A 22,880-nucleotide genomic window follows, 5' to 3' on the forward strand; every position below is an offset into this window, starting at 1 on the left:
TAATGGAGCCGCTGGTTGTTATAGGAACGGGAGCGATAGTATTTTTACTACTGTCAGCTACGGCGTTACGTCTTCTTCCAGATAGAGGCGAGCAACGCACGAAATCTATCATTGATCAAATTGCAACGGGATCTGATGATGAGCCCTCAATGCAAGATGACGGCGATGCTGCCGCGCATTTTAAGGAAGAGGCAACGGGTTTAACAAGAGTTTTACTAAGCTTGCCGGGCGCGGAAAGTTTTTATGCGAAGCTTTTAAAAGCCGGTCATGCACAGCGTATCAAGTCAGTCTTACTTATTATGGTGAGCTTATTTGTGGTTCTATCCATTATTTTAGCATTTCCATTCGGTCCTTACTCGCTCCTTTTCGCAGGGCTCTTGACGTATTACATTCCGAAAAAATTCTTCACATGGGAAATTAAAAAACGTAACCGTAAATTTATCGATCAATTCCCTGAAGCGATTGATATGATTGTACGAAGTGTGAAATCAGGACATCCGTTAAACACGGCGTTACGCATGATTGCTGATAATATGGAAGCTCCGGTCGCGCCAGAGTTCCGTCAGTTAGTGAATGAAATTGCCTACGGTCGTCCGCTGGTGGATGCTTTGCGTCGTTTGGCCAAGCGTGTCGATGAGCAGGATGTGCATTTCTTCGTTGTTGTATTAGCGGTGCAGCAAGAAACGGGCGGTAACCTCGCCGAAATTTTGAAGAACTTATCGAACGTGATTCGTGGACGTAAGCGCCTACAGCAAAAGATTTCTGCGATGACGTCAGAGGGTAAGGCGACTCTTGTTATTTTGGGGGCACTTCCAGTGCTCGTATTCTGTGCGATTCAATTTACGAGTCCGCAATATTTGCAACCACTGTATGATACGCTCATAGGTAATATTATTCTTTCGGCGGCGATTGGGTTGATCTTAATGGCTATTTTTATCATCAATAAAATGATCGATATCGATATTTAGAGGGTGTTATGGAAAAAGACGAAGGATTTTTAGGTGAAGTTATCCAGTACGGGGTTCCGATATTGGTGGCTTTTCTTGTCTTTATCGTTTTCATGTGGGCGGTCAACATCTCTAAAAAAGAGAGCCTAAAAGCCCGTTTGCGCCGTCTGGCACCTTCAGATTCAGAGACAAAGGACGCGATTGATCGCAAGCGTGAGGGTGATGGTGCCGGTATCGCTGCCGTGATGGAGCCTTTTGTTGGGCTCGTGACAAACCTGACAGAGTTTCGCCGTTTAAACTTTTATAAGTTTTATCGTGCAGGTGTCGATCCGGTGGATGGGCCCGTTAATTACTTAGCCTATAAATGGATTACGACCCCCATTGCTGTTTTGCTCATCTATGTGCTTTGGACTACGGGTGTGGATGAGGGAATGGCGAAAAAGATGATGAAGGGGGTCGGGACTCTTCTTCTGATTGCTCTAAGTTGGTTTGGACCAAACCTCTTTCTGGCCAATAGTCGTGCGAAGCGAGAGCTTTTATTAATGCGTTCCTTTCCAGACACCTTAGATTTGCTACTGGTTTGTACAGAATCAGGTCTGGCTTTAGATGGTGCACTGGCTCGTGTGTGTAGAGAGTTGGGGCATGCTTACCCTGAAATCACGGATGAGATGAATAAAACACGTTTAGAGCTCACCTTATTGAATGATCGTGAGAAGGCGTTGGCTAACCTTGCCGAGCGCTCTGATCTTGTTCCGTTTCGTTCATTGGTCGCATCGTTGTTACAAACAGAGCGCTTTGGTACGAGCCTGACCGATACGCTGCGTGTATTGGCCGATGAGTATCGTAATACACGCCTGATGTTGGCAGAACAAAAAGCCGGGCGTTTGCCCGTTATGATGACTGTTCCGCTCATCGTCTTCTTGTTACCCTCGTTATTCCTGATTATTCTTGGCCCAGCGGTTGTTAGTATGCTGACGGTTCAAGCAGAGCACGGCTCCTGAAAAAGGCGGTCAAACGCCTAGCTTTCCTTTACTTTTTATTTTTAAGTGGCTACCGTCCTATGGCTACGCTTTAAAAATTAAGCATATTAGACAAAATGGAGGTATTTATTATGGGTAAATTTACACTTTTCACGGGTAAAAACGGTGAATTTTATTGGAATCTTAAAGCTGGAAACGGTGAAGTGATCGGTAAAAGCGAAGGCTACACTACCAAAGCTGCAGCGATGAATGGCATTGAGTCCACTCGTAAGAATGCGGATGATGAAGGTAAATATGAGATGAAAGAAGCTAAGAACGGCAAATTCCACTGGAATCTTAAAGCTGGTAATGGCCAAATCATTCTTTCTAGCCAAATGTATGAAACAAAATCAGGTGCTGAAAATGGCACAAAATCAACGATGAAAAATGCGCCAGAGGCGTCTTTTGTTGATGAAACTGAAGGTTCAGCAGCTGCTTAAATAGCGAATCGTTATTTAAAGACTCTAAATACCTGTCGCGGGAGTGCTCCTGCGACAGGTATTTTTTGATAAAATTTTAACAAACCTTCATATAGGTTCATCTGGATCTGGAAAACTTGGTGGAATTCGCCAAGCCGAGCGGTCTGGGATGACGGCGGTAAGTAACGGCATTTTGGTTGCCAATGCGACGACAGGTAACTTCGAAGAGGGTGACTTTGAATCCGTCTGGAATTCAGCCTGCTTATTCATAAAAAATAAATCTTTTGCGGCTACAATTCCTAAATTCACGAACGAATCTTTAAGAGGCTGCCCACATGATATCTTTATCCAATATTTATAACGCATTAAATGCGACTGAATCTTGGTCGAATAGCTTGGGCGAGGGCGCGATTGTTTCCTACAGCTTCAATGGTCCTTGGGGCACCGATGGTACGGGCGACTTAGGCGGCGTAATTAAACCCTTAAGCACAGCAAATCAGGCGCTCACACGCGATATTCTCCAGCTTTATTCCGATGTCGCCAATATCACCTTTAACGAGCTTTCAAGTGGCGATGGCGATATTGCGTTTCGCAATGAAGAGATCGATGGGTTAGGCGGAACCGAAGGCTATGCCTATTTTCCCGGTAGCGGCATTGGTGGTAATGTGACGATCGAAACCGCTTTAGGCGATGCGATTACGGCGAATAGTTTCGGCTGGTATACGATCATTCATGAAATTGGCCATGCCGTAGGGCTAGACCATCCCTTTGTGGAGGGAAACCCCAGTGTAGCGAAAACCAACGGTATACCTGTTGAAGAGCTAACTTCCGAATATAGCGTCATGGCCTATAATGGCGACGTGGATGATGTTATCAATTTACAACTCTATGATATTACGACGATCCAATTGAAATATAGCCCGAATTTCAATTATAATTCTGGCAATACTAATTACGATTTTAGCACGACGACCGGCCCGTTGCAGTCTTATGCTTTGTGGGATGGTGCTGGCACAGATACACTCAATGCCAGCAGTCTTGGTAGCGGTGTCATCTTTAACTTAAATGACGGTGACTACCTCAATGTAGCAGGGGGCGAACGTTTCAAAATCGCCTTTAATGCGCAGATCGAAAATGCCATTGCCGGCGACGGTGCGGATTCGGTGACGGGTAATGAACTCAATAACGCGCTTTATGGCGGCGGCGGTAACGATACCATCCGGGGCGGCGACGGTAACGATGCACTGGTGGCGGGCCGTGGTGTCAGTGATGGCGCGGATGGCGATGATATGCTGTTCGGCGATCTGGGCTCCGATACGCTTTATGGAAATTCCGGTAATGATATTCTGGTCGGTGGCCGCGACTTTACCGATCCAGTTGATGGTAACGATACGCTTTATGGCGGCCTCGGTGATGACCAAATTTACGGCAATTCCGGCGATGACCGCATCGTAGGGGCAAGCGGTAATGACACAATTTATGGCGGCCTCGGTGATGATACCTTCGTGTTTAAGGCAGGAAGTAATGTCGATACAATCTGGGGCTTTGATGGCGCGGGGCAATCGGGCGGCGATGTCTTACTCTTACAGGCCAATATGAATGGCACAGACATTGATAGCTTTGCTGAACTTATGGCGGTTTCCTTTACCGATGGCACGCATAGTTTCCTTGCGACCGGAGGAGGTAATGGCATCCTTTTGCTGTTCACCACGCTAGATGATCTAGGCGCGAGCGACTTCGTTTTTGCTTAAAGCTACATAAATTGTTCGTTGATGAGGCGTTCTTCTAGATGATGCTCCGGGTCGAACATCAGCGTCAGCGGAATGGAGCGGTCTTGCGTGATCGAAAGCGATGTGACATCGCGTACTTCGGTAAAGTCAGCCACAGCGCCGACTGGGCGTTTTACGGGATCTAACACCTCTAAATAAACGCTCGATTCTTGCGGTAGAAGTGCTCCACGCCAACGTCGCGGGCGGAACGGGCTAATCGGTGTCAGCGCCACAAGATTAGCTTCTAGTGGGATAATAGGCCCGCCAGCAGAATAATTATACGCGGTGCTACCGGCGGGGGTTGATACCATAATACCATCACCCACCAGGGTTGGGATACGCACCACGTGATCGACTGTGACGCGGATATTGGCTGCTTGGCGTGTTTCACGGAAGAGTGAAACCTCGTTAATGGCCAGCAATTCATGCTGTTCGCCGCCATAGCAGCGGGCAAACATGCGTAAAGGGTAGAGTGTGCTCAGTTTGGCGGCGTCTAAGCGTTCCAGCAGCATTTCTTCGCGAAATTGATTGAGCAAAAAGCCAACGGTCCCACAATTCATGCCGTAAAAAGGGATGCCCCGGTGCATATGTTCATGCATGACTTGCAGCATAAAGCCATCTCCCCCCAAAACGAGGATGACATCGGGTATTTGTTTTGCTTCTGGCTTCACAAACTTATATAGCATTTTCAGTGCCTTATAAGCTTCTTGTGCGATATCTGATGTATCTGCGATGCAAGCGATACGTGGAGTCTTGGCACTGTTCATAGTTTAGACTATATCTAGGGGGTGACTAGCATGCAAGAATCTAGAATTGATCCAGAAAGCATCGGTGAGAATTTCCCCGTTGCTTCGAAACTGTTGCCCGAGCAATGGCGACAGCCCATTCTTGACTTTTACTCCTATGCGCGCGGGTTGGATGATATTAGCGACAGTATCGTGCTCAAGCGTGAAGAGAAGCGCGATCAGCTGCGTTTGATCCGCCTTGCTTTGCAAGAAAAACAGCCCGAGATGCTGCCCAAATGGGCGCTGCCTTATTATAAGTGTTTGCAGGATGGTACCTTCTCACCCGCGCATGGAGATGAGCTGTGGCAGGCTTTCTGGCAGGATACAGAGAAGAAACGTTACCAGACTTTTGGTGAAGTTTTGAGCTATTGTAAGCTCTCGGCGAATCCAGTTGGGCATGCGGTTTTGGAGGTCTCTGGGGAATTCGATGCGGATTTGACCGCCGCAGATGCGCTTTGTACGGCGTTGCAGCTTTTGAATCATTTGCAGGATGTTCGGAGTGATTATGTGAAGCGTCAGCGGATTTACGTACCGCAAGAATGGATGGCGCAAGTGGGTTTGAGCGAGAAAGTGCTCGAAAAATCAGAAACAGGGCCAAAATTACGTGTGGTCTTTCATCAATGGTTGGATGAAGTGGATGTGCTATTGCGAGAAGCAGGGCATTTACCCAAGACTATCCACCATCGTGGGGTGCGGTGGGAATTACGGATTATCCTCGCCTTTGCGCGTGGGTTGGCTCGTAAATTGCGTAAAAATGACCCGATGGCACGCCATGTGAAGCTGGGTAGTTTTCATCGTATATTGCTCGCCGTAGGAGCCATTATCGGTGTCTGCTAATCGTCCGCATCGCCGCTCTAGTAGCTTCTTTCTGCCCATGTTGCTTATGGGTAAGAAGAAGCGTTATGCCCTAAAGGCGCTCTATTATTTTTGCAGTGCGGTGGATGATGCGGTGGATGAGGCCCCCACCAAGCCACAGGCCCGCGAGAACCTCGCCTTTTGGCAAATGGAGCTGGAGAATATCTACACCGTGCAGCGCCCGCCTGAGAATGAAATCATGCGGCAGTTGGGGATAGCGATTTGGCAATTTAAGTTACCACGTCAGCCGTTTGAAGATTTGCTGCAAGGCATGGAATTTGATTGCTCAGACTCCGTCGAGATACAGACTGAGAAAGAGTTAGAGCGATATTGCTATTGCGTGGCCGGCGCGGTGGGCTTGCAAGCGATGCGTATTTTTGGTCTGCAAGGCGCTCAAGCCGACAGTTTTGCGGTGGCTTTAGGGCAAGCATTACAGCTGACGAATATCTTGCGCGATAAACGTAAAGACGCAGCGATTAAACGTTCCTATATCCCTAAGGAGTGGGTCAGAGATAAAGACTCAGAGCTTATCTCCAAGGCATATGAGAGTTTTGAGGAGGTGGCAAAACTAGAGCAAATTTTACCGTCACGTCCGATCTTGCCGGCGCTTTTAATGCGCGATATTTACCGTTGGAAGCTCAAGCGCATCCAAGCCAAGCAATCGGCCAAGCCATTGCCCTTTGCCTTCTATCTAAGATTGCTCGCAAAAGCAGGCCGTTATTACGCAAAAGCGTCATAAAGTGGTAACATTTATGCCCTATACTGCAAGGGTATGGCAGGCACGATAAACTTTCTAGATAAAATTCCGCAAATTGCGAAGGGCACAAGAGTGCTTTCGCAACAGCAGATTTATGATGCCGATTTTACCCAAGCAGTGTTCGATGAAGCGCATGAGAAAGGGGTAGGGTTGGTACCAGAAGGCGTAGAACCAGGTGATGTACTCACTCAGTTCCAGTCCCCTCAAGATCTTAATCGAGTGATTGAGCAATATGGTCTGGACCGTCGAGCTATTAACGATAAAGCACAGATGTTTAGTCAAGGTTATCAGGCAAAGAATGCGCCCTATGTGATGGATACGCTCATGCATTTTGGCCATATAACGGCGGCAAAGAAAGATCCGCTATTGGGCGCGCAATTTGCCGCTCGCACTGCTGAAACGGTAAGGCAATTAAAGGCTGGAAAGGCAGAGCTAACGCTTGATGATGCGTTATCTCAAAGGGAACCTAGAAAGAATGAAGCCGGTTATTTACGCGCGTCTCAGTATATTGCGAATAACGCAAAAATGTTAGCCGCAGCGATTGCTGAGAATCCGTCTCTTAAGGATAATTCTGATGTGGCTCGTGCGCTTACGGCATTAGAGTTGCTTTCAGCGCAGAGCTTTCAACGCTCGTCCGAAGCGGCAGAAGCCGCAGGGATGGGTTTAGCGGCTGATGATATGCTGAAGCATAAAGCCGGACAAGAGCAGGGGTTTCCTATTTCAAGTTACGCTGCGACTTCGACTTTGATTGCTAAATTAGAAAATGGAATGAATAAGGCGGTGTTAGAAGTTGCCAAGAAAGATCCCGCAAAGGGTAAGGCAATGGTGAACAAAATGGCTGTGAGCAAAGCAGAAATGCAGCAATTAGGCGTGTATGGTACGTTGGTTTTGCCAGATGTGATGATGAAGAAAACGAAATTGAGTTTCGTCGAACAGGTCAATCAAAGCCGCAATGGTCCTGACAAAGGCGGCCCTCAGTTTTAAGAAGTGAGCCAGTAGGCAAACCAGCCATGAGCAAACGAAGTGTCGTCTATCGCGTCGGCCGTTAGGCCGAAGCGGGGGTAATCAAATACTCATCCCCCACCAATAAAGCTCACAATTTCAACCACATCATTATCATTCAGCGCAGTCTCTGCATGCAGCGACTTTGGGATGATGGCCGCATTCACCTCAACCGCAATGCCACGCGGTGGAGCGGAAATTTCGGCTAATAGTTCTGTAATGGTCATTGCCGTGACTGTTTTCTTTTCACCATTGAGAGTAATGTTCATGTTTCTTGCCTTCTATTGCGCTGTAATCTATGGCTAGTGCATGAGCAAAGCAAGCAGCATCCTTATTCTAAACGGTCCTAACTTAAACATGTTGGGTACGCGTGAGCCTGAAATTTATGGCGCGACCACGCTGGGTGAGATTGAAGCGATGTGTGTCGAAGCGGTTGGCTCGTCTTTGAGCATGGAATTTAAGCAAAGCAATGATGAAGGTCAGCTCGTTACTTGGATTCAGCAATGCAAAGCCGATGCGCTTATCATCAATGCAGCGGCCTATACTCACACATCTGTCGCGATCCATGATGCGTTGAAAACCTATGCGGGTCGTATTATCGAGGTGCATATTAGCAACCCGCATGCGCGCGAAGAGTTCCGCCATGTGAGCCTGATTTCTGCACTATCAGAATCGGTTATTTGCGGGCTTGGTGCGCGTGGCTACACCGTTGCGATTGAGCATGTGCTGGCTGCCTAATGCTTTCGTTATTACCCGAACAAGTTGGGCAACGACGGGTTAAAAAAGGAAGTGATTGAAAACATAACTCCTGAAATGCTGCTGAATGCTTACGCGCAGGGTTATTTCCCGATGGCACAGAGTGAAGATGATCCGGAGCTTATGTGGTTCAATCCTGATCCGCGCGCGCTTATACCATTAGACGGTGGTTTCCATATTTCTAGAACGAATAAAAAGCTCTTCCGGCAACATGAATATCGACTTACCTTAAATCGAGATTTTCGCGGCGTGATGGAGCAATGTCGACGAGACCGTGACGGTTGTTGGATCTCAAATCGGATTATCGATTATTATAGCGAATTGCAGACACGAGGGTTTGCGCAGAGTTTGGAATGTTGGCAGGGCGAGCAGCTTGTCGGTGGAATCTATGGGGTTACGCTGGGTGCTGCTTTCTTTGGCGAGAGCATGTTTAGCCGCGTTTCTGGTGCAAGTACGATTGCGCTTATGGCGATGGTGAAGGCATTACGCGCTGCGGGCTATACGCTATTCGATGTGCAATATGTGAATGATCATATTGAGCAGTTTGGTATCATTGAGATAAGCCGTGAGCACTATTTAGAGCGATTAGATGTGGCGTTAGATGTGGCACCGAAGGAACTCAACATAAGCATCGGATAAGGTTTGCTTACGTTTATCGAGTGTTTCGCCGCTAAGCGGTTTGATTGGACCAGATAGGCGCAATTTCGGGCGATCCTGCTCTAATCGGAGTTGAGTTTGCGGTAAGTTGCCGGGTGAACCACCTGAGAGCATATAGCCCAAGCGCATGGTCGTGCCAATTAAGAGCGCCCAGCTTTTCCATTTATCATCGAGCAAATCATAGCTGCTAAAGCCTTCTTCCATCGCCGTGCGATAGCGGAAGAAGAGTGCCGCAGCCAGTGCGACCCGTTCTTGATGCTTTAGCCCGCGAATGGAGGCTTGAAGCACATGGTGATACGCCCAAGAGCCACGGTTACGGCTTTGGATATTGAGCGCTAGGTGATTGAGCATACAGGCGGCCATTCGTACCCGGCGCATGGATTCGGTTTCATTATCGAGGAGCGGATTCATCCACTCGAACAGCTCACGCGCATAGCGCGCTTGTCCGGCAAAGCCGCGGCGTAGTACATCGCAACTGGATAGGAGAAGATCCTCATTGCGTAAATAGGGTGAGAGGTGACTAAAGAGCAAGCCTTCGCGAATACCTGTTGTGCTGAAAACGATTTGTTTCACGCCGCTACGTTTGAGCAAGGCCAACATGATGCGTGCGGCTACGGGTAGTTGGTTTTGCCGTTTAGAGGCGATAGGTAAGCTACGGCAATCTTGTTCGCTATAGCCACTGATCTCTTCTAAGAGCGGCTTTAATTCATCGGTTGAGAGCGTGTAATTATGCAGCAAGTTCAGCGGATAATCGACACGCTTCATATAGATCTTAGCAAGTGCACGGAAGCTGCCGCCGACCGCATAAAGCGTTTCATATTTGCCTGAAATACCGTATAACCAATCATTTTGGTTTAGGTGTTTTGCGATTAATTCGTCGAGTAATTCTGATTTATTGCCCGCGCGGTCCATCAAGCGTAGCGAGCCCATAGGCTGCGAATCATGGTGTAGAATCTCTTGCCCTTCGAGTGCTGTGAGCTCCAAACTACCGCCGCCTAAATCGGCCACTAACCCTTGCGCCTCATGATGGCTGGAGGCGATTCCCATGGCTGCATATTTGGCTTCGCGCTTGCCGGAAATAATATCGATCTTAATCTTATGGCTGCGTTCCAGTTCTTTGACGAAGGCTTTACCATCATCTGCGTCACGCACCGCTGCCGTGGCAATCACGTGCAGTTCAGCCACTTTATTGAGCCTCGCCGTTGCCAATAGCCGCGCAATCGCTTGACGTGCCATCGTCACGCCTTCGGGGTTTAGGCGGTTGGTGCTGTTAATGCCCTTGCCCAAAGTACAGAAAGCTTTTTCGTTATAAACCGGTAGTGGAACCCGTTTCATGCCGTCGTAAATCACCAAACGAATCGAGTTCGAGCCGATATCAATCACCCCAACACGGCTTTCACGTTGGCCGCCAAAGGCGAGTTGATCCAATAGTGGGTCATGCTGCATACTCTCTCTAAAAACATAAAAACCTGTTAAGATAAAGCAGAAACTCAAGCTATTTCTTTTTTCCAAACAATAGGCTAGTTTGCGTCCCTTATGAGCAAGCCCTTACATTTCGAAACTCAATTAGTCCATGGCGTATCTGAAGAAGACGGCCAACGTGCAACACAGCCGCCGATTTATCAGACGGTTAGCTTTAGTTTTCCGGATTTCCAAACGGCGGTGGATCGTTTTGAGATGAAGGCAAGCGGCGCGACTTACACGCGGTCAGGCAATCCCACGGTGGATACTTTGGCGACCAAGCTTGCGCAGTTAGAAGGCGGCATTGGCGGCGTAGTCACATCTTCCGGCCATGCGGCGCAGCTTGTGGCACTCTTGCCGCTTATGTCTCCTGGCGATCATATTGTCGGGGCGAGTCAGCTTTATGGCGGCTCGACTAATCAGTTTAATCACGTCTTTCCACAGCATTTCGGATGGACGGCGAGTCTCGCCGATGCGGGCAATGCCGATGCGGTGGAAGCCGCTATAACCGAACGCACTCGTGCGATTTTTATCGAGAGTATCAGTAACCCCAGCGGCGCCGTTAGCGATATGGAAGCGGTTGCACGCGTGGCAGAGGCTCACCACATTCCGCTCATTGTTGATAATACGATGGCCTCGCCTTATCTGTGCCGCCCATTTGACCATGGCGCGCATATTATCACTCATTCAACCACGAAGTACCTAACCGGCACAGGCACCGCGATTGGTGGCGCAGTGATTGACTCTGGCACGTTTGATTGGGGCAAGGATGATCATTTTCCCGCGCTGACTCAGCCCAATGCCGCTTGCACCGATATTGTGCTGCACGAGCATTTTAAAGAGCTGGCCTATCTCGCACATTGTAAAGCGATCGGTATCCGCGATATTGGTGCCTGCCAACAGCCGATGAATGCCTTCATGACCTTGGTAGGGTTAGAGACACTTAGCTTAAGAATGCAAAAGCATGTTGATAACGCGAAGATAGTAGCGGAGTGGCTCTCTCAGCACCGACAAGCAGGCGCTGTTAGTCGTCCAATAGATGCTGAGGTGAGCAAATATCTTCCTCATGGTGCGGGAGCCGTTTTCACCTTCGATATTAAAGATGGTGATAGAGCCATCTGCGGTAAGTTTATCGAGTCGCTGAAGCTCCTGCAACATGTCGTCAATATCGGTGATACAAGAAGCCTCATCGTCCATCCCGCCAGCACCACGCATAAGCAGATATCGCCTGAGTTACGCACCCAGAGTGGTATTAGCGAGGCATCCTTGCGCCTATCCATCGGCATAGAGCATCCAGAAGATATCATCGCGGATTTGGCGCAGGGCTTTCAGGCTTTATAATTTTTTAATAAATTTCTGTTAATCTGCGTCAATGGCGAATGCACCGGATAAAAATTTAAAGATATCGTTTTGTACGACAGTGATGAATCGCGGGTATCATTTGGTGCAAACCTTGCCACAAAATTTAGCGAATAATGCTGATCACCCCAATACCGAGTTCGTGATTCTAGATTATGGCGATAGTGACGGCATACCTCCGCTAAAAGAAAATAAAGTAACGAGTAAGTTAGAGGTGGATTTAAAGGCGCCAAAAGAAAAATGGAAGTCGATCAAGAGTTGGCTGATTGATGAATTTTCCAAAGAGATTAAATCTGGCAAGATAAAATATGTTCGCACTGAGCAAGAACATTTCCGCATGTCTCATGCGAAAAATATGGTACATCGTTGTGCCTCTGATGATAGCGATGTGCTAGTCAATTTAGATGCGGATAATATTTTACCTATTGATCCCGAAACAAGCTTAAGTTTTGCTGGTTGGCTTAATCAGAAATATTCTCAATCGATCGACCAAGTCGTTAAAGCGACGGTAAAAGACAAGGTGTATGCAAAGTTTCAGGGGCAGTCGACAGACGGATTTACTGGGCGCATCGCTGTTCACCCATCACATTTTAGAGAGCTTCATGGTTATGATGAGAATCTAAATGCATGGGGAGGAGATGATCATGATTTTGAAGCTAGAGCCAATGCTTTAAATCTTCCGACACTTGCCCTTCCGAGAGCATATTATGGGGAAGTTTTGCCTCACTCCAAAGAGTCGCGTTATAAGCATATGGCGCCAACGGATGTTGCAAAATCGATCGAAAATTTGAAGAAGAAGGGCGGCATTATGAGAAAAATGAAGGTGGCTGCACAACTCTTAAATATCCGACAAGAGAAAGACTTCGTCAAAGCGGCTAATAAGGGGGGGATTTCGGCTGTGGTGAAGTGACTGTATTAAAGCCAGACTTTACGGAAGAAAAAGATAATCTTCAGCCCATGCACCACCCTAAATGGGTCGATTTCTATAGTAAAGGTAAGGCTAATCCGGGTATGGGGATGGGCTGAAGACATAAAAAAGGCCAAGATCTCTCCCGGCCTTTTTCATTTAATTCTCGACAAAAACTAGGCGGCTTCAGCGGCCATTTTTTGTGCTTTCTCGATGGCTTCATCGATTCCACCTACGAGGTAGAATGCTGATTCTGGAAGATCATCATACTGACCCTCTAGAATGCCTTTAAAGCCTTTGATTGTGTCTTCGAGAGCTACCAACTTACCTGGTGAACCGGTGAAGATCTCAGCCACGAAGAAGGGCTGTGATAGGAAACGCTGAATCTTACGAGCGCGCGCGACCGTGAGTTTATCTTCTTCCGAAAGCTCATCCATACCAAGAATCGCGATGATATCTTGGAGTGATTTATAGCTCTGTAGAACTTCTTGAACACGACGTGCGATAGCATAATGCTCTTCGCCCACGATGTCAGGCATTAGCATACGGCTTGTAGAATCCAGTGGATCTACCGCAGGGTAAATACCGAGCTCGGCGATCGAACGGTTAAGTACCGTTGTTGCATCCAAATGGGCAAATGTCGTTGCAGGAGCAGGATCGGTCAAATCATCGGCAGGTACGTAAACAGCCTGTACAGAGGTGATTGAACCTTTCTTGGTCGAGGTAATACGCTCTTGCAGCTGACCCATGTCAGTTGAAAGGGTCGGCTGGTAACCTACCGCTGATGGGATACGACCCAAGAGTGCAGAAACTTCCGCACCGGCTTGGGTAAAGCGGAATACGTTATCCATGAAGAAGAGTACATCTTGGCCTTCTTGGTCACGGAAATACTCAGCGAGTGTTAGACCCGTTAGCGCAACACGTGCACGTGCACCGGGAGGTTCGTTCATTTGACCGTAAACGAGTGCTACTTTAGAGCCGTCGCCTTCAAGGTCGATAACGCCGGATTCCATCATTTCGTGATAGAGATCGTTACCTTCACGCGTACGCTCACCTACACCGGCGAATACAGATACACCCCCGTGGGCTTTTGCAATGTTATTGATCAATTCCATGATGAGTACTGTTTTACCAACACCTGCACCACCGAAGAGGCCAACTTTACCACCTTTCGCGTAAGGCGCGAGAAGGTCGATGACTTTAATACCGGTGATGAGAATTTCATCCGAGGTTGATTGGTCAACAAATTCAGGAGCTTTCGCGTGAATGCCGGCCATGCCTTTAGTTTTTACAGGACCGCGTTCGTCAATAGGGCGACCTACAACATCCATGATACGACCCAATGTTTGTGGGCCTACAGGAACCGTGATTGGCGCGCCTGTGTCAGTCACTGCCTGACCACGAACCATACCGTCCGTCGCGTCCATTGCGATACAACGCACTTCGTTTTCGCCCAGATGCTGAGAGACTTCTAACACGACCGTTTGCTTGCCGAGTTTGGTTTCGAGTGCGTTCAAAATGGGAGGTAATTCACCTTCAAATTTCACATCAACTACAGCAGAGATCACCTGAGTGATAACACCTGTATTTGCTTTATTAGACTTTTTTGCAGCCATTGCTTTGCTCCTTCTAAATCGCTTTTTATACGGCTTCTGCGCCGGAAATAATTTCGGTTAACTCGGTGGTAATCGCAGCCTGACGGGTACGGTTATAAACGAGTGAGAGTTTGTCGATCATGTCGCCTGCGTTACGCGTCGCGTTATCCATTGCGGTCATACGCGCACCTTGTTCAGAGGCGTTATTTTCCAGCATTGCTTTAAAGCATTGGATCGTGATGTTGCGCGGCAGAAGTTCTTCCAAAATCGCTTCTTCACTTGGCTCATATTCGTAAGGAGTCGGTGCTTCAATAGTTTCGTCTGATTGTGGAATTTCCAACGGAATAAGTTGTTGGTAGGTGACTTCTTGGTTGATCGCAGAATGGAACTTGTTAAAGACAATCGTCACGACATCAATGTTATGTTCTTCGAAAATTTCGAACATTTCTTCCGATACTTTTTGCGATTGCTCAAAGCTTAGGTTTTTGGTGATGTCAGGAATACGACCAGCAACAATGCCGTCAAAATCCATCTTCAATTGTTCATAGCCTTTACGGCCCACGCAAAGAAGGTGCACTTTTTTTTGAGCGCCTTGCAGCTCATGAATTTTTTTCCGAACCGAGCGGGTGATAGAGCTGTTAAAACCACCACATAAGCCACGATCAGAGCTCATTACAAGAATCAGGTGATTGTCTGATTTACCCGTGCCACCGAGTAGTAGCGGTGCATTGGCATCGCCATCAAAACCAGCGGCGAGTGAATTGACCACTTGCTCCATTTTCTCGGCATAAGGGCGGGCTGCTTCTGCGCGCTCTTGTGCTTTACGCAATTTTGCCGCCGCTACCATTTTCATGGCTTTGGTGATTTTTTGCGTCGATTTAACCGATTTAATTCGGTTTTTGAGATCCTTGAGGGATGCCATCGAGTGCTACTCCTTGAAACGGCTTGCTACGTCAGAGCATAGCTTAGCAAGTTTCTTTTCAGTGCCGTCTGTTAGTTTTGACTCTTTCGTAATATCTTCGAGGATATCGCTTGAACCGCCATCTAGCTCACGCAGTAGCGCTTCTTCAAAATCACGCACTTTGTTCACAGGAACTTCATCGAGATGACCTTTTACACCCGCGAAGATAACGCCGACTTGTTGTGGCGTTGAAAGCGGAGAGAATTGAGGCTGCTTGAGGAGTTCAGTTAGGCGAGCGCCACGTGCAAGAAGCTTCTGAGTCGCGACATCGAGGTCAGAACCAAACTGTGCGAATGCTTCCATCTCACGATATTGTGCAAGCTCAAGTTTGATTGAACCCGCCACTTGCTTCATCGCTTTAATCTGTGCGGCAGAACCTACACGAGATACTGATAGACCCACATTTACCGCTGGACGAACCCCTTTATAGAAGAGCTCAGTCTCTAGGAAAATCTGACCATCGGTAATCGAAATTACGTTTGTCGGAATGTAAGCAGATACGTCACCAGCCTGTGTTTCGATGACTGGCAATGCCGTCATTGAACCACCGCCCAAAGCATCAGACATTTTTGCTGAACGCTCTAACAGGCGGCTGTGAAGATAGAATACGTCACCCGGATAGGCTTCACGTCCTGGAGGGCGGCGAAGTAGAAGTGACATTTGACGATAGGCAACGGCTTGCTTTGAAAGATCATCATAAATGATTAAGCTATGCATGCCATTATCGCGGAAATACTCAGCCATCGCGCAACCTGTGTAAGGGGCGAGGAACTGTAGAGGGGCTGCTTCAGAGGCCGTTGCAGCAACCACGATAGAATAATCCATCGCGCCTTGCTCTTCGAGCTTCTTAACAACCTGTGCAACGGTTGAACGTTTTTGGCCAATCACGACATAGACGCAGTAAAGTTGGTTCGCTTCGTCACCTGCATCGAAGGCTTTTTTCTGGTTGAGAATCGTATCAACTGCGATCGCTGTTTTACCGGTTTGACGGTCACCAATGATCAACTCACGTTGGCCACGGCCTACAGGGATCAATGAATCAATCGCTTTAATACCGGTGCTCATCGGTTCATGTACCGATTTACGCGCGATAATGCCGGGAGCTTTCACTTCAACACGGCTAGATTTTTTCGCTTTGATTGGGCCTTTGCCATCAATTGGGTTGCCAAGCGCATCAACGACGCGGCCGAGCAGTTCTTTACCAACCGGTACTTCAACAATTTTGCCAGTACGTTTAACAATGTCGCCTTCTTTAACCGAGCGATCATCACCGAAAATTACGACACCTACAACATCACGCTCTAGGTTAAGTACCATGCCTTTAGTACCGTCAGCGAATTCTACCATCTCGTTTGCTTGCACATCTTGCAGGCCATAAATGGTAGCAATACCATCACCTACTTTAACAACTTCACCTACTTCAGCCATTTCAGCTGCAGTATCAAAGCCTGAGATTTGCTTCTTCAAGATATCTGAGATTTCAGAAGGACGAATTTCCATGATTAATTCCTTATCCGTTAAACGATTTGCTGGATGCCAGCATTTAAATGAGTTGTTACGCGCTGCAGGCGACCTGCAACAGAAGCGTCAATGAGTTGGCCATCTACACGGATACGTAATCCGCCCAGAAGGTTCTCATTTACGTGAATTTCGAGAGCTACTTTTTTGCCAAAATGATCTTTCAGCATTTTTTCGAGCTTAGTTTGTTGAGCTTTTTTCATCGGGACAGCCGAAGTGACTTCCGCCACAAGCTCATCATTTTTTTCGTGCATGCGGCGCGCAAATTCGCTCACAATACCGGGTAACACATCCATACGGCCATTGGTGGCCAGGGTGTTGAGGAAATTTACGAGAAGGGGCGATGCTTTCGCCTTCTTCAGGACGGCTGCGATGGCGCTATTGCGTTCTTGCGTGCCAATTGTGGGGTCGCCACATAGACGCGCGAAGTCATCAGACTCGCCAAAGAGTGCACCTAAGCCCTCAAGCTCTGCAGCAAGGGGCTTTAATTTCTTTTGGTCTTCAGCTAACTCGAACAACGCTGTGGTATAGCGTTGTGCAATAGCGTGAGAATCAGAATTTTTAGACATAAATATAAATACTTAAACAATCGTTATCCTGCGCAATCGTGAAAACATATCCACAACCACGCGCGTTAATTAGCATAGTGATGCTAGCAGGGCAATAGCTAAGCCCTACAAAAAGTTACAAAAATGAATAAGGGTCGATATCAATTTTCATTCTGACGGAGGAGGGGACCTTTAGGGGGGTGAGCCATTCGCGCAGCACATCTTGCAATTTGGTGACGCGCTCGGCCTTGATGAGCAGGCGATAGCGGTACTTTCCGCGTAAGATGGCCAGCGGTGCGGGGGCGGGACCGATGCATCTAACATCCGCGCACTCTGGCTTGGTTTGCGCGATGCGGCGGGCAAAATCCATGACGATCGGTTCTTTGGGACCCTCTAAGATAATGGCGGCCAGTTTACCGAAAGGCGGCATTTTCCCAGCGAGACGTTGAGATTTCTCGAGCTCTATGAATCCGTCGCGATCATGGCATTCGAGTGCGACCATGACCGGGTGCTCAGGCAGGTAGGTTTGGAGCAATACTTTGCCAGGAATATCGGCACGACCGGCACGGCCACCTAGTTGATGCAGTAGTTGCCAGCAGCGTTCGCCCGCGCGCAGGTCGCCGCCGGCAAGCCCCATATCTGCATCGACCACGCCGACCAGCGCGAGGTTTGGGAAGTGATGACCCTTGGCCATCATCTGCGTGCCGATGAGCAGATCAATTTCGCCTTGCGTGACAGCGGTGATTAGTCGCTCGGCTTGTTCGGGCGTGGACAGTACATCGCTGGTCATTTGCGCGATGCGGGCTTGTGGAAAGAGTCGTTCCGCTTCGGCGGCGACGCGCTCGACACCGGGGCCGCAAGCGGTCAGGCAATCGGCCGCGACTTCACCGCATTCTGGGCAATGTTGCGGTGGCGGCGTACGGAAATCGCAATGGTGGCATTGTAAACGCGGTGGGCGCTGATGTTCGACCAGCCAAGCCGAGCAATGCGGGCAGCCAAAACGATAGCCACAAGCACGACATAAGGTAAGCGGTGCAAAGCCACGGCGGTTAAGGAATAACATCGCTTGTTGTTTGGCTTCGAGTGTTTCAACGACCGCAGCTTCGAGCGGTTCGGATATCCAGCGGTTGATGCCGGGGCGGTTGGAGCGCATGTCGAGAATTTTGACATCGGGCAGTTTCGCTCCACCATGACGGGCCGGAAGCACCACGACGTTGTAGCGGTCTTGCTGAACATTGACCACGGTTTCGAGTGACGGCGTGGCAGAGGCCAGCACAATGGGAATCTTTTGACGCATTGCGCGAGCCACGGCCATATCGCGTGCTTGGTAGATCACGCCATCTTCCTGCTTATAGCTGCCTTCATGTTCTTCATCGACGATGATGAGTTCGAGGTTTTTGAACGGTAAAAACAGTGCCGAGCGAGCGCCGACGACCACCGTCGCTTTACCTTGTGCAATGGCGCGCCACGTATCGCGCTTGCGGGCGAGCGGGACGGAGCTATGCCATAAATGCGGCTCCTCGCCAAAGCGCGCTTTGAAACGCTCTAACCATTGCACGGAGAGCGCGATTTCTGGCAGTAAGATAAGGGTTTGGCCTTCGGATTTTAGTTTTTCTTCTATTAGCTCAAAGTACACTTCTGTTTTGCCGGAGCCGGTGACACCATCGATCACACTTACGGAGAATTCTGGTTTAAGGTGAGTCAGGAGTGTTTCAACCGCCGCTGCCTGTTTATCGGAGAGGTCCGGTTTATGTTGCACTTTATATTTAGGTAGGCGAGGTTCCATCGTAATTTCATGCGCGATGAGTCCGCCATCCTTGGCGAATTTGCGGATCGTGCCGGCGGAGACTCCACTCGCCTCGACGATTTCTGGCGCTGTGCGAGCATAGCCATCGGCCAAGGCTGTTGCGATGGCCACGCGTGCTTTGCTGGTGAGGGGGGCATCAGTGGCGTTAGTATAATGTGTATTTGTTGCGGGCGTATGCAATGCATCCGGTACTGATAGTGCCATTTTCAATACGGAGCCTTTAGGCGCCATCGTATACCATGCGACCCAGTCGATAAATTCGCGCATTGGCTCGGTCATGGGTGGAAGATGTTCCGCTTTGGCAGCAATCATTTTGAGTTTTGCATCGGGCGTTTTACCCTCCGCCTCGCCCCAAACAACACCGTAAATCTCACGCGAGCCAAAAGGCACTCGCACGAAATCACCGCTCTCAACCTGTAGAGCATCCGGTACTAAATAGTCGAAAGCCTTGTCAAAAGGCAGCGGAACAAGAACAGCGATGCGAGACATAGCCTGCAGCATAGCAAAGTTTTAGTTAAGCGTTAGCGAAAAACCTGAGTTGCTTTATTCGGAATGTTTTGACTTGGGGTGCTTGTTTCACAGGGAGGTTCGTTTGAAGTTTTTTCCGGTGATTCTGTTAATCCATTACCCTCTGGTTTTGGAGGTTTTTCGCCTGAGATATTGGATTTGAAATTGCCTAACGCACTGGCGATAACCACTTCTTTGCCACGTTCTTTACCCGCTTCAATAATTTCTAATTTCTTTTCGATGCTGATATTGAAGTCGGTATAATTTACGCCTTTGACCTGCACTAAAATCATGCGGTCAGTATCTCGCGTATCCGTATATTCATCTCGTGTGAGCTTTGCGGCGAGGTCTTTTGTTTTCTGGACTTCCCAATCCTCTAGACCGGGAATGGAATTATGCACTTCTATGAATTTTTCTAATTGTGCCGTTTGGCTGTTATCGACTGAGGCCTCAGGGTCCGGAAGAGAAGAAACGCCAATGGCGATGGTTTCAGGGTTCGGAGTGCCATCTGGCGCATCAAATACTTCGAGCGCGATATTATTGCTTAAACCGCCATCGGTATAATATTTACCATTAATTTTTTCTTGAGCAAAAACAAATGGGAAGGAGGCTGAGGCTTGAACCACTTGTGCTATTGGTGCCGATTTTAATGCCTCATTTTTATGGCTGAAAACCGTTTCCTTATATTCAGTTTTGTCATCAGTCTTTACTACTTCAGAGGCTATAACATAAAAATTTTCCATTTTTAATGCATTGTCGCGGAGATCTTCAGTACTCTCAAAATCAAAGGAGAATGGTACTGAATTTCCCTGAACGTCGTTGCTGTAATCTTTGTAACGGTCAGTATAATCTGTTTTTTGCCTAGAGGCAGCGGTCAGTTTTTGTTCAAAGAATCCGAGGTCGTTATTTTGGGCTCTTACACGCCACTCATGCATGTCTTCAAATGTCATATCTGGATGACCTGTACGTTTAGCGATGGCATGCTCGGCCCATTCACGAAGAGGAGTGCCGGTGAAGATACCTTTCTTATTAACGACATTGGGGATGATAGTGAGTGCTTCAGAGACACTATCAACAGAAGTTAGTTTCGAATAATCCATACCTACGCTCAGAGGTAACAATTCTTCGTCCCGATAGCCGAGATTAACTAAGAGCCCCATCTTGGAACCTGCAGAGGTTCCCACAATGTTTTCGACTTCATTGAGCTTTCCAGCTTTATAAAGTTCCATAAAAACGCCAAGCTCCGCAAAAGCGAGAATTCCGCCTCCACCAAAAACGAGATTCTTCGAGTGATCGTTAACCGTAATGGTCTTCTTGCCTAACAAAGCAGTAATTTCGTTTAAAGGGGGATTTGTTGTCATAGTTTACTATATCGCAACACTATTACGATTAGGTGACGCTGGGTAGTATTTACGCGAAGTTTTTGCGAGGGTCGAAGGCGTCGCGCACGGCTTCGCCGATGAAGATCAGTAACGAGAGCATTAGCGCCAAGACCGCAAAGCCGGAAATACCCAGCCATGGCGCTTGTGGGTTGGATTTACCTTGTGCCAGAAGCTCGCCTAGCGAGGCGGAACCGGGCGGCAGGCCGAAGCCTAGAAAGTCGAGCGAGGTGAGTGTGGTGATGGATCCGTTAAGGATAAACGGCAGGAAGGTGATGGCCGAAACCATGGCGTTGGGCAGCACATGGCGCCACATGATGGTCGGTTCCGATACGCCGAGTGCGCGAGCGGCTTTGACATAATCAAAGTTACGCGCACGCAGGAATTCTGCGCGTACGACATCGACCAGCGACATCCAACTAAACAGGAGCATCAGCCCGAGTAGCCACCAGAAATTTGGTTCAACGAAACTGGCGAGGATGATGAGGAGATAGAGCACTGGAAGCCCCGCCCAGATTTCGATAAAGCGTTGGAAGATAAGGTCGGTCTTGCCACCGAAATAGCCTTGAATCGCGCCAGCAAAGATACCGATAATAGAGGAGGTGATGGTGAGCGTGAGGCCGAAAATAACGGAAATTCGGAAGCCATAAATCACACGGGCGAGTACATCGCGCCCCTGATCATCGGTGCCGAGCCAGTTCTCTGCGGAGGGCGCTGAGGGAGCGGGTGTGGCGCTATCGTAGTTGATGGTGGTGTGATCGTAAGCGATGAGTGGGTGCAGCATCCAGCCCTTTGCTTCGATCCGGTCACGCACATAAGGGTCGCGGTAATCGGCTTCGGTTTCAAATTCGCCACCGAAAGTGGTTTCCGGGTAAGTGTGTAAGACCGGAAAATAGAGTTCATTTTGATAAGACAAAACGAGCGGGCGTTCATTTGCAATGAATTCTGCTCCCAGCGTTAGAAAGAAAAGTGCGAGGAAAATCCACAGACTCCACCACCCACGCCGATTGGCTTTAAAATTGGCGAAGCGTCGCAAGGTGAGGGGAGAGAAATGCACTAGCCTAGAATTTCAATTTGTTCAGGTTGGTGCAGGTCCATTGCGGGGCCGTTATAGCGGTAGGTCCAGCCGCGTAGACGGACGCGTTTGCCGGCAAGGGCTTTGACATCGTATTTTTTGAACAGGGTCTTGGCGTCTTGCTTGCTGATGACGCCGCTGAAATCCGTTTTCCAATCCTCATCGAAGTTCAGGAACCAACCGCCTTTCACTTTGGCGACTTTCTTGACTACGCCTTCGACGAGCAGATAACGCTCCTTACCGCCTGTATCAACGCCATCAGAAGATTGTGGATCCCAATAGCTATTTTGCCAGATGCCGCGTTTGGCTTGGCGAGCCTTGTTTTCGAGCTTCAGCCATGCCGGCAGCGGTTTGCGTAAATCCGGAAAAGGATAGGCCAGCGCCCAACCTTCGCTAATCATGGCTTCCTGTACGCTGCGCCCGTCTTTTAAGCGAGCGATGGCGACAAAGCGGCCTTTGCGATCTTTTTTTTCTGGGCCGAATTCGAGGGTGAGCGTTTGGTTCTGGATGAGATCAATGAGCGCCTGATGCGACTGTTTTCCCATCGGTTCGCCAGGGCGTTTAAGGCCGTGAGTCTCGCGGATATTGGGAACTTGAAGGCTGGCGAGGCGCACTTTCTTGCCACTTTTAGCAGTGAAGCTTTTACCATTATGCACGTGTTTAACGGTGACCGTTTCAGTTTCCGCATTTTGCTTCGTTTGAGAGGCGAGTGAGGGGAAAAGTGCCGCTAATGCGAGTACCATGCCGAGAATCCATAATAATTTCATGTATTTTGTTTAGCGCGCTATTGCTTTTGG

23 protein-coding genes are annotated in these 22,880 nt (G+C 48.5%); 11 read left to right on the forward strand and 12 right to left on the reverse strand.

Going from position 1 to position 22,880, the window contains the following annotated elements; genetic code table 11:
• Positions 1-2 precede the first annotated feature (2 nt).
• The 3 genes from P8P30_01685 to P8P30_01695 all read left to right on the forward strand — a co-directional run bounded on the left by P8P30_01685 (position 3) and on the right by P8P30_01695 (position 2,406).
• Positions 3-968, forward strand: a complete 966-nt coding sequence (locus P8P30_01685) for a type II secretion system F family protein (protein ID MDG1286256.1) — start codon at positions 3-5, stop codon at positions 966-968.
• An 8-nt stretch (positions 969-976) separates the two neighbouring features.
• The gene (locus P8P30_01690; protein MDG1286257.1) at positions 977-1,948 is read left to right on the forward strand and encodes a type II secretion system F family protein; all 972 of its coding nucleotides are present in this window, start codon (positions 977-979) and stop codon (positions 1,946-1,948) included.
• A gap of 110 nt (positions 1,949-2,058) precedes the next feature.
• Positions 2,059-2,406, forward strand: a complete 348-nt coding sequence (locus P8P30_01695; protein MDG1286258.1) for a YegP family protein — start codon at positions 2,059-2,061, stop codon at positions 2,404-2,406.
• Positions 2,407-2,493: 87 nt separating this feature from the next.
• Here P8P30_01695 and P8P30_01700 read toward each other — a convergent pair whose 3' ends face one another.
• Positions 2,494-2,694, reverse strand: a complete 201-nt coding sequence (locus P8P30_01700; protein ID MDG1286259.1) for a hypothetical protein — start codon at positions 2,692-2,694, stop codon at positions 2,494-2,496.
• A gap of 26 nt (positions 2,695-2,720) precedes the next feature.
• On the opposite strand from P8P30_01700, the gene P8P30_01705 reads away from it, so the two are divergent.
• On the forward strand, positions 2,721-4,136 hold the full coding sequence (locus P8P30_01705; protein ID MDG1286260.1) for a matrixin family metalloprotease: 1,416 nt from the start codon (positions 2,721-2,723) through the stop codon (positions 4,134-4,136).
• A gap of 2 nt (positions 4,137-4,138) precedes the next feature.
• Here the strand turns inward: P8P30_01705 and P8P30_01710 are convergent, their stop codons facing one another.
• Positions 4,139-4,921 (reverse strand): NAD kinase, encoded by a 783-nt coding sequence (locus P8P30_01710; GenBank protein MDG1286261.1) that lies wholly within the window; start codon positions 4,919-4,921, stop codon positions 4,139-4,141.
• 30 nt (positions 4,922-4,951) lie between these two features.
• On the opposite strand from P8P30_01710, the gene P8P30_01715 reads away from it, so the two are divergent.
• Genes P8P30_01715 through P8P30_01725 form a run of 3 tightly spaced genes read left to right on the forward strand, consistent with a single transcriptional unit; the run spans position 4,952 to position 7,535 of the window.
• Complete coding sequence (locus P8P30_01715) at positions 4,952-5,776, forward strand: squalene/phytoene synthase family protein (protein ID MDG1286262.1); 825 nt, start codon at positions 4,952-4,954, stop codon at positions 5,774-5,776.
• Positions 5,766-6,533, forward strand: a complete 768-nt coding sequence (locus P8P30_01720) for a phytoene/squalene synthase family protein (GenBank protein MDG1286263.1) — start codon at positions 5,766-5,768, stop codon at positions 6,531-6,533. Before P8P30_01715 ends, P8P30_01720 begins: the two co-directional genes overlap by 11 nt.
• Positions 6,534-6,566: 33 nt before the next feature.
• Positions 6,567-7,535, forward strand: a complete 969-nt coding sequence (locus tag P8P30_01725) for a hypothetical protein (protein ID MDG1286264.1) — start codon at positions 6,567-6,569, stop codon at positions 7,533-7,535.
• Positions 7,536-7,624: 89 nt separating this feature from the next.
• Here the strand turns inward: P8P30_01725 and thiS are convergent, their stop codons facing one another.
• Positions 7,625-7,822 (reverse strand): sulfur carrier protein ThiS, encoded by a 198-nt coding sequence (thiS, locus tag P8P30_01730; protein ID MDG1286265.1) that lies wholly within the window; start codon positions 7,820-7,822, stop codon positions 7,625-7,627.
• Positions 7,823-7,862: 40 nt separating this feature from the next.
• Here thiS and P8P30_01735 point away from each other — a divergent pair, with 40 nt between their 5' ends.
• Together P8P30_01735 and aat are read left to right on the forward strand one after the other, a co-directional pair.
• Positions 7,863-8,291: a 3-dehydroquinate dehydratase gene (locus P8P30_01735; GenBank protein MDG1286266.1), complete on the forward strand. Its 429-nt coding sequence runs from the start codon at positions 7,863-7,865 to the stop codon at positions 8,289-8,291.
• Positions 8,292-8,342: 51 nt separating this feature from the next.
• A complete protein-coding gene (gene aat, locus P8P30_01740; GenBank protein MDG1286267.1) occupies positions 8,343-8,948 on the forward strand; it encodes a leucyl/phenylalanyl-tRNA--protein transferase in 606 nt (201 codons plus the stop codon).
• Here aat and P8P30_01745 read toward each other — a convergent pair.
• The gene (locus P8P30_01745) at positions 8,907-10,412 is read right to left on the reverse strand and encodes a Ppx/GppA family phosphatase (protein MDG1286268.1); all 1,506 of its coding nucleotides are present in this window, start codon (positions 10,410-10,412) and stop codon (positions 8,907-8,909) included. The two genes, aat and P8P30_01745, sit on opposite strands and share 42 nt — an antisense overlap.
• A 90-nt stretch (positions 10,413-10,502) precedes the next feature.
• Here P8P30_01745 and P8P30_01750 point away from each other — a divergent pair, with 90 nt between their 5' ends.
• Positions 10,503-11,768: an O-acetylhomoserine aminocarboxypropyltransferase/cysteine synthase gene (locus tag P8P30_01750; protein ID MDG1286269.1), complete on the forward strand. Its 1,266-nt coding sequence runs from the start codon at positions 10,503-10,505 to the stop codon at positions 11,766-11,768.
• Positions 11,769-11,799: 31 nt separating this feature from the next.
• The gene (locus P8P30_01755; protein MDG1286270.1) at positions 11,800-12,696 is read left to right on the forward strand and encodes a galactosyltransferase-related protein; all 897 of its coding nucleotides are present in this window, start codon (positions 11,800-11,802) and stop codon (positions 12,694-12,696) included.
• Between the two features lie 173 nt (positions 12,697-12,869).
• On the opposite strand, the gene atpD is transcribed toward P8P30_01755, so the two are convergent.
• The 8 genes from atpD to P8P30_01795 form a co-directional block, all read right to left on the reverse strand.
• Entirely contained in the window at positions 12,870-14,309 is a 1,440-nt protein-coding gene (gene atpD, locus P8P30_01760; GenBank protein MDG1286271.1) for a F0F1 ATP synthase subunit beta, read from the reverse strand.
• Positions 14,310-14,334: 25 nt separating this feature from the next.
• Positions 14,335-15,210, reverse strand: a complete 876-nt coding sequence (locus tag P8P30_01765; protein ID MDG1286272.1) for a F0F1 ATP synthase subunit gamma — start codon at positions 15,208-15,210, stop codon at positions 14,335-14,337.
• Positions 15,211-15,216: 6 nt separating this feature from the next.
• Complete coding sequence (atpA, locus tag P8P30_01770) at positions 15,217-16,749, reverse strand: F0F1 ATP synthase subunit alpha (protein MDG1286273.1); 1,533 nt, start codon at positions 16,747-16,749, stop codon at positions 15,217-15,219.
• Positions 16,750-16,766: 17 nt separating this feature from the next.
• Positions 16,767-17,336, reverse strand: coding sequence for an ATP synthase F1 subunit delta (atpH, locus tag P8P30_01775; GenBank protein MDG1286274.1), 570 nt, complete (start codon positions 17,334-17,336; stop codon positions 16,767-16,769).
• A 115-nt stretch (positions 17,337-17,451) separates the two neighbouring features.
• Positions 17,452-19,623, reverse strand: coding sequence for a primosomal protein N' (locus tag P8P30_01780; GenBank protein ID MDG1286275.1), 2,172 nt, complete (start codon positions 19,621-19,623; stop codon positions 17,452-17,454).
• Between the two features lie 20 nt (positions 19,624-19,643).
• Positions 19,644-20,990, reverse strand: coding sequence for a patatin-like phospholipase family protein (locus tag P8P30_01785; GenBank protein ID MDG1286276.1), 1,347 nt, complete (start codon positions 20,988-20,990; stop codon positions 19,644-19,646).
• Between the two features lie 49 nt (positions 20,991-21,039).
• The gene (locus P8P30_01790) at positions 21,040-22,065 is read right to left on the reverse strand and encodes an ABC transporter permease (protein ID MDG1286277.1); all 1,026 of its coding nucleotides are present in this window, start codon (positions 22,063-22,065) and stop codon (positions 21,040-21,042) included.
• A complete protein-coding gene (locus P8P30_01795) occupies positions 22,065-22,850 on the reverse strand; it encodes a thermonuclease family protein (protein ID MDG1286278.1) in 786 nt (261 codons plus the stop codon). The genes P8P30_01790 and P8P30_01795 overlap by 1 nt, the downstream gene beginning before the upstream one ends.
• Positions 22,851-22,880 lie beyond the last annotated feature (30 nt).

The sequence above is a fragment of the Rickettsiales bacterium genome, from assembly GCA_029252805.1.
Lineage (GTDB): Bacteria > Pseudomonadota > Alphaproteobacteria > Rickettsiales > JALZUV01 > JALZUV01.

What these genes read in the sequence shown, in the direction of transcription:
- P8P30_01685 (MDG1286256.1), top strand. Translation starts at nt 3, where the DNA reads ATGGAGCCGCTGGTTGTTATAGGAACGGGAGCGATAGTATTTTTACTA.
- P8P30_01690 (MDG1286257.1), top strand. Translation starts at nt 977, where the DNA reads ATGGAAAAAGACGAAGGATTTTTAGGTGAAGTTATCCAGTACGGGGTT.
- P8P30_01695 (MDG1286258.1), top strand. Translation starts at nt 2,059, where the DNA reads ATGGGTAAATTTACACTTTTCACGGGTAAAAACGGTGAATTTTATTGG.
- P8P30_01705 (MDG1286260.1), top strand. Translation starts at nt 2,721, where the DNA reads ATGATATCTTTATCCAATATTTATAACGCATTAAATGCGACTGAATCT.
- P8P30_01710 (MDG1286261.1), bottom strand. Translation starts at nt 4,921, where the DNA reads ATGAACAGTGCCAAGACTCCACGTATCGCTTGCATCGCAGATACATCA.
- P8P30_01715 (MDG1286262.1), top strand. Translation starts at nt 4,952, where the DNA reads ATGCAAGAATCTAGAATTGATCCAGAAAGCATCGGTGAGAATTTCCCC.
- P8P30_01725 (MDG1286264.1), top strand. Translation starts at nt 6,567, where the DNA reads ATGGCAGGCACGATAAACTTTCTAGATAAAATTCCGCAAATTGCGAAG.
- thiS (MDG1286265.1), bottom strand. Translation starts at nt 7,822, where the DNA reads ATGAACATTACTCTCAATGGTGAAAAGAAAACAGTCACGGCAATGACC.
- P8P30_01735 (MDG1286266.1), top strand. Translation starts at nt 7,863, where the DNA reads ATGAGCAAAGCAAGCAGCATCCTTATTCTAAACGGTCCTAACTTAAAC.
- P8P30_01745 (MDG1286268.1), bottom strand. Translation starts at nt 10,412, where the DNA reads ATGCAGCATGACCCACTATTGGATCAACTCGCCTTTGGCGGCCAACGT.
- P8P30_01750 (MDG1286269.1), top strand. Translation starts at nt 10,503, where the DNA reads ATGAGCAAGCCCTTACATTTCGAAACTCAATTAGTCCATGGCGTATCT.
- P8P30_01755 (MDG1286270.1), top strand. Translation starts at nt 11,800, where the DNA reads ATGGCGAATGCACCGGATAAAAATTTAAAGATATCGTTTTGTACGACA.
- atpD (MDG1286271.1), bottom strand. Translation starts at nt 14,309, where the DNA reads ATGGCTGCAAAAAAGTCTAATAAAGCAAATACAGGTGTTATCACTCAG.
- P8P30_01765 (MDG1286272.1), bottom strand. Translation starts at nt 15,210, where the DNA reads ATGGCATCCCTCAAGGATCTCAAAAACCGAATTAAATCGGTTAAATCG.
- atpA (MDG1286273.1), bottom strand. Translation starts at nt 16,749, where the DNA reads ATGGAAATTCGTCCTTCTGAAATCTCAGATATCTTGAAGAAGCAAATC.
- atpH (MDG1286274.1), bottom strand. Translation starts at nt 17,336, where the DNA reads ATGTCTAAAAATTCTGATTCTCACGCTATTGCACAACGCTATACCACA.
- P8P30_01780 (MDG1286275.1), bottom strand. Translation starts at nt 19,623, where the DNA reads ATGCTGCAGGCTATGTCTCGCATCGCTGTTCTTGTTCCGCTGCCTTTT.
- P8P30_01785 (MDG1286276.1), bottom strand. Translation starts at nt 20,990, where the DNA reads ATGACAACAAATCCCCCTTTAAACGAAATTACTGCTTTGTTAGGCAAG.
- P8P30_01795 (MDG1286278.1), bottom strand. Translation starts at nt 22,850, where the DNA reads ATGAAATTATTATGGATTCTCGGCATGGTACTCGCATTAGCGGCACTT.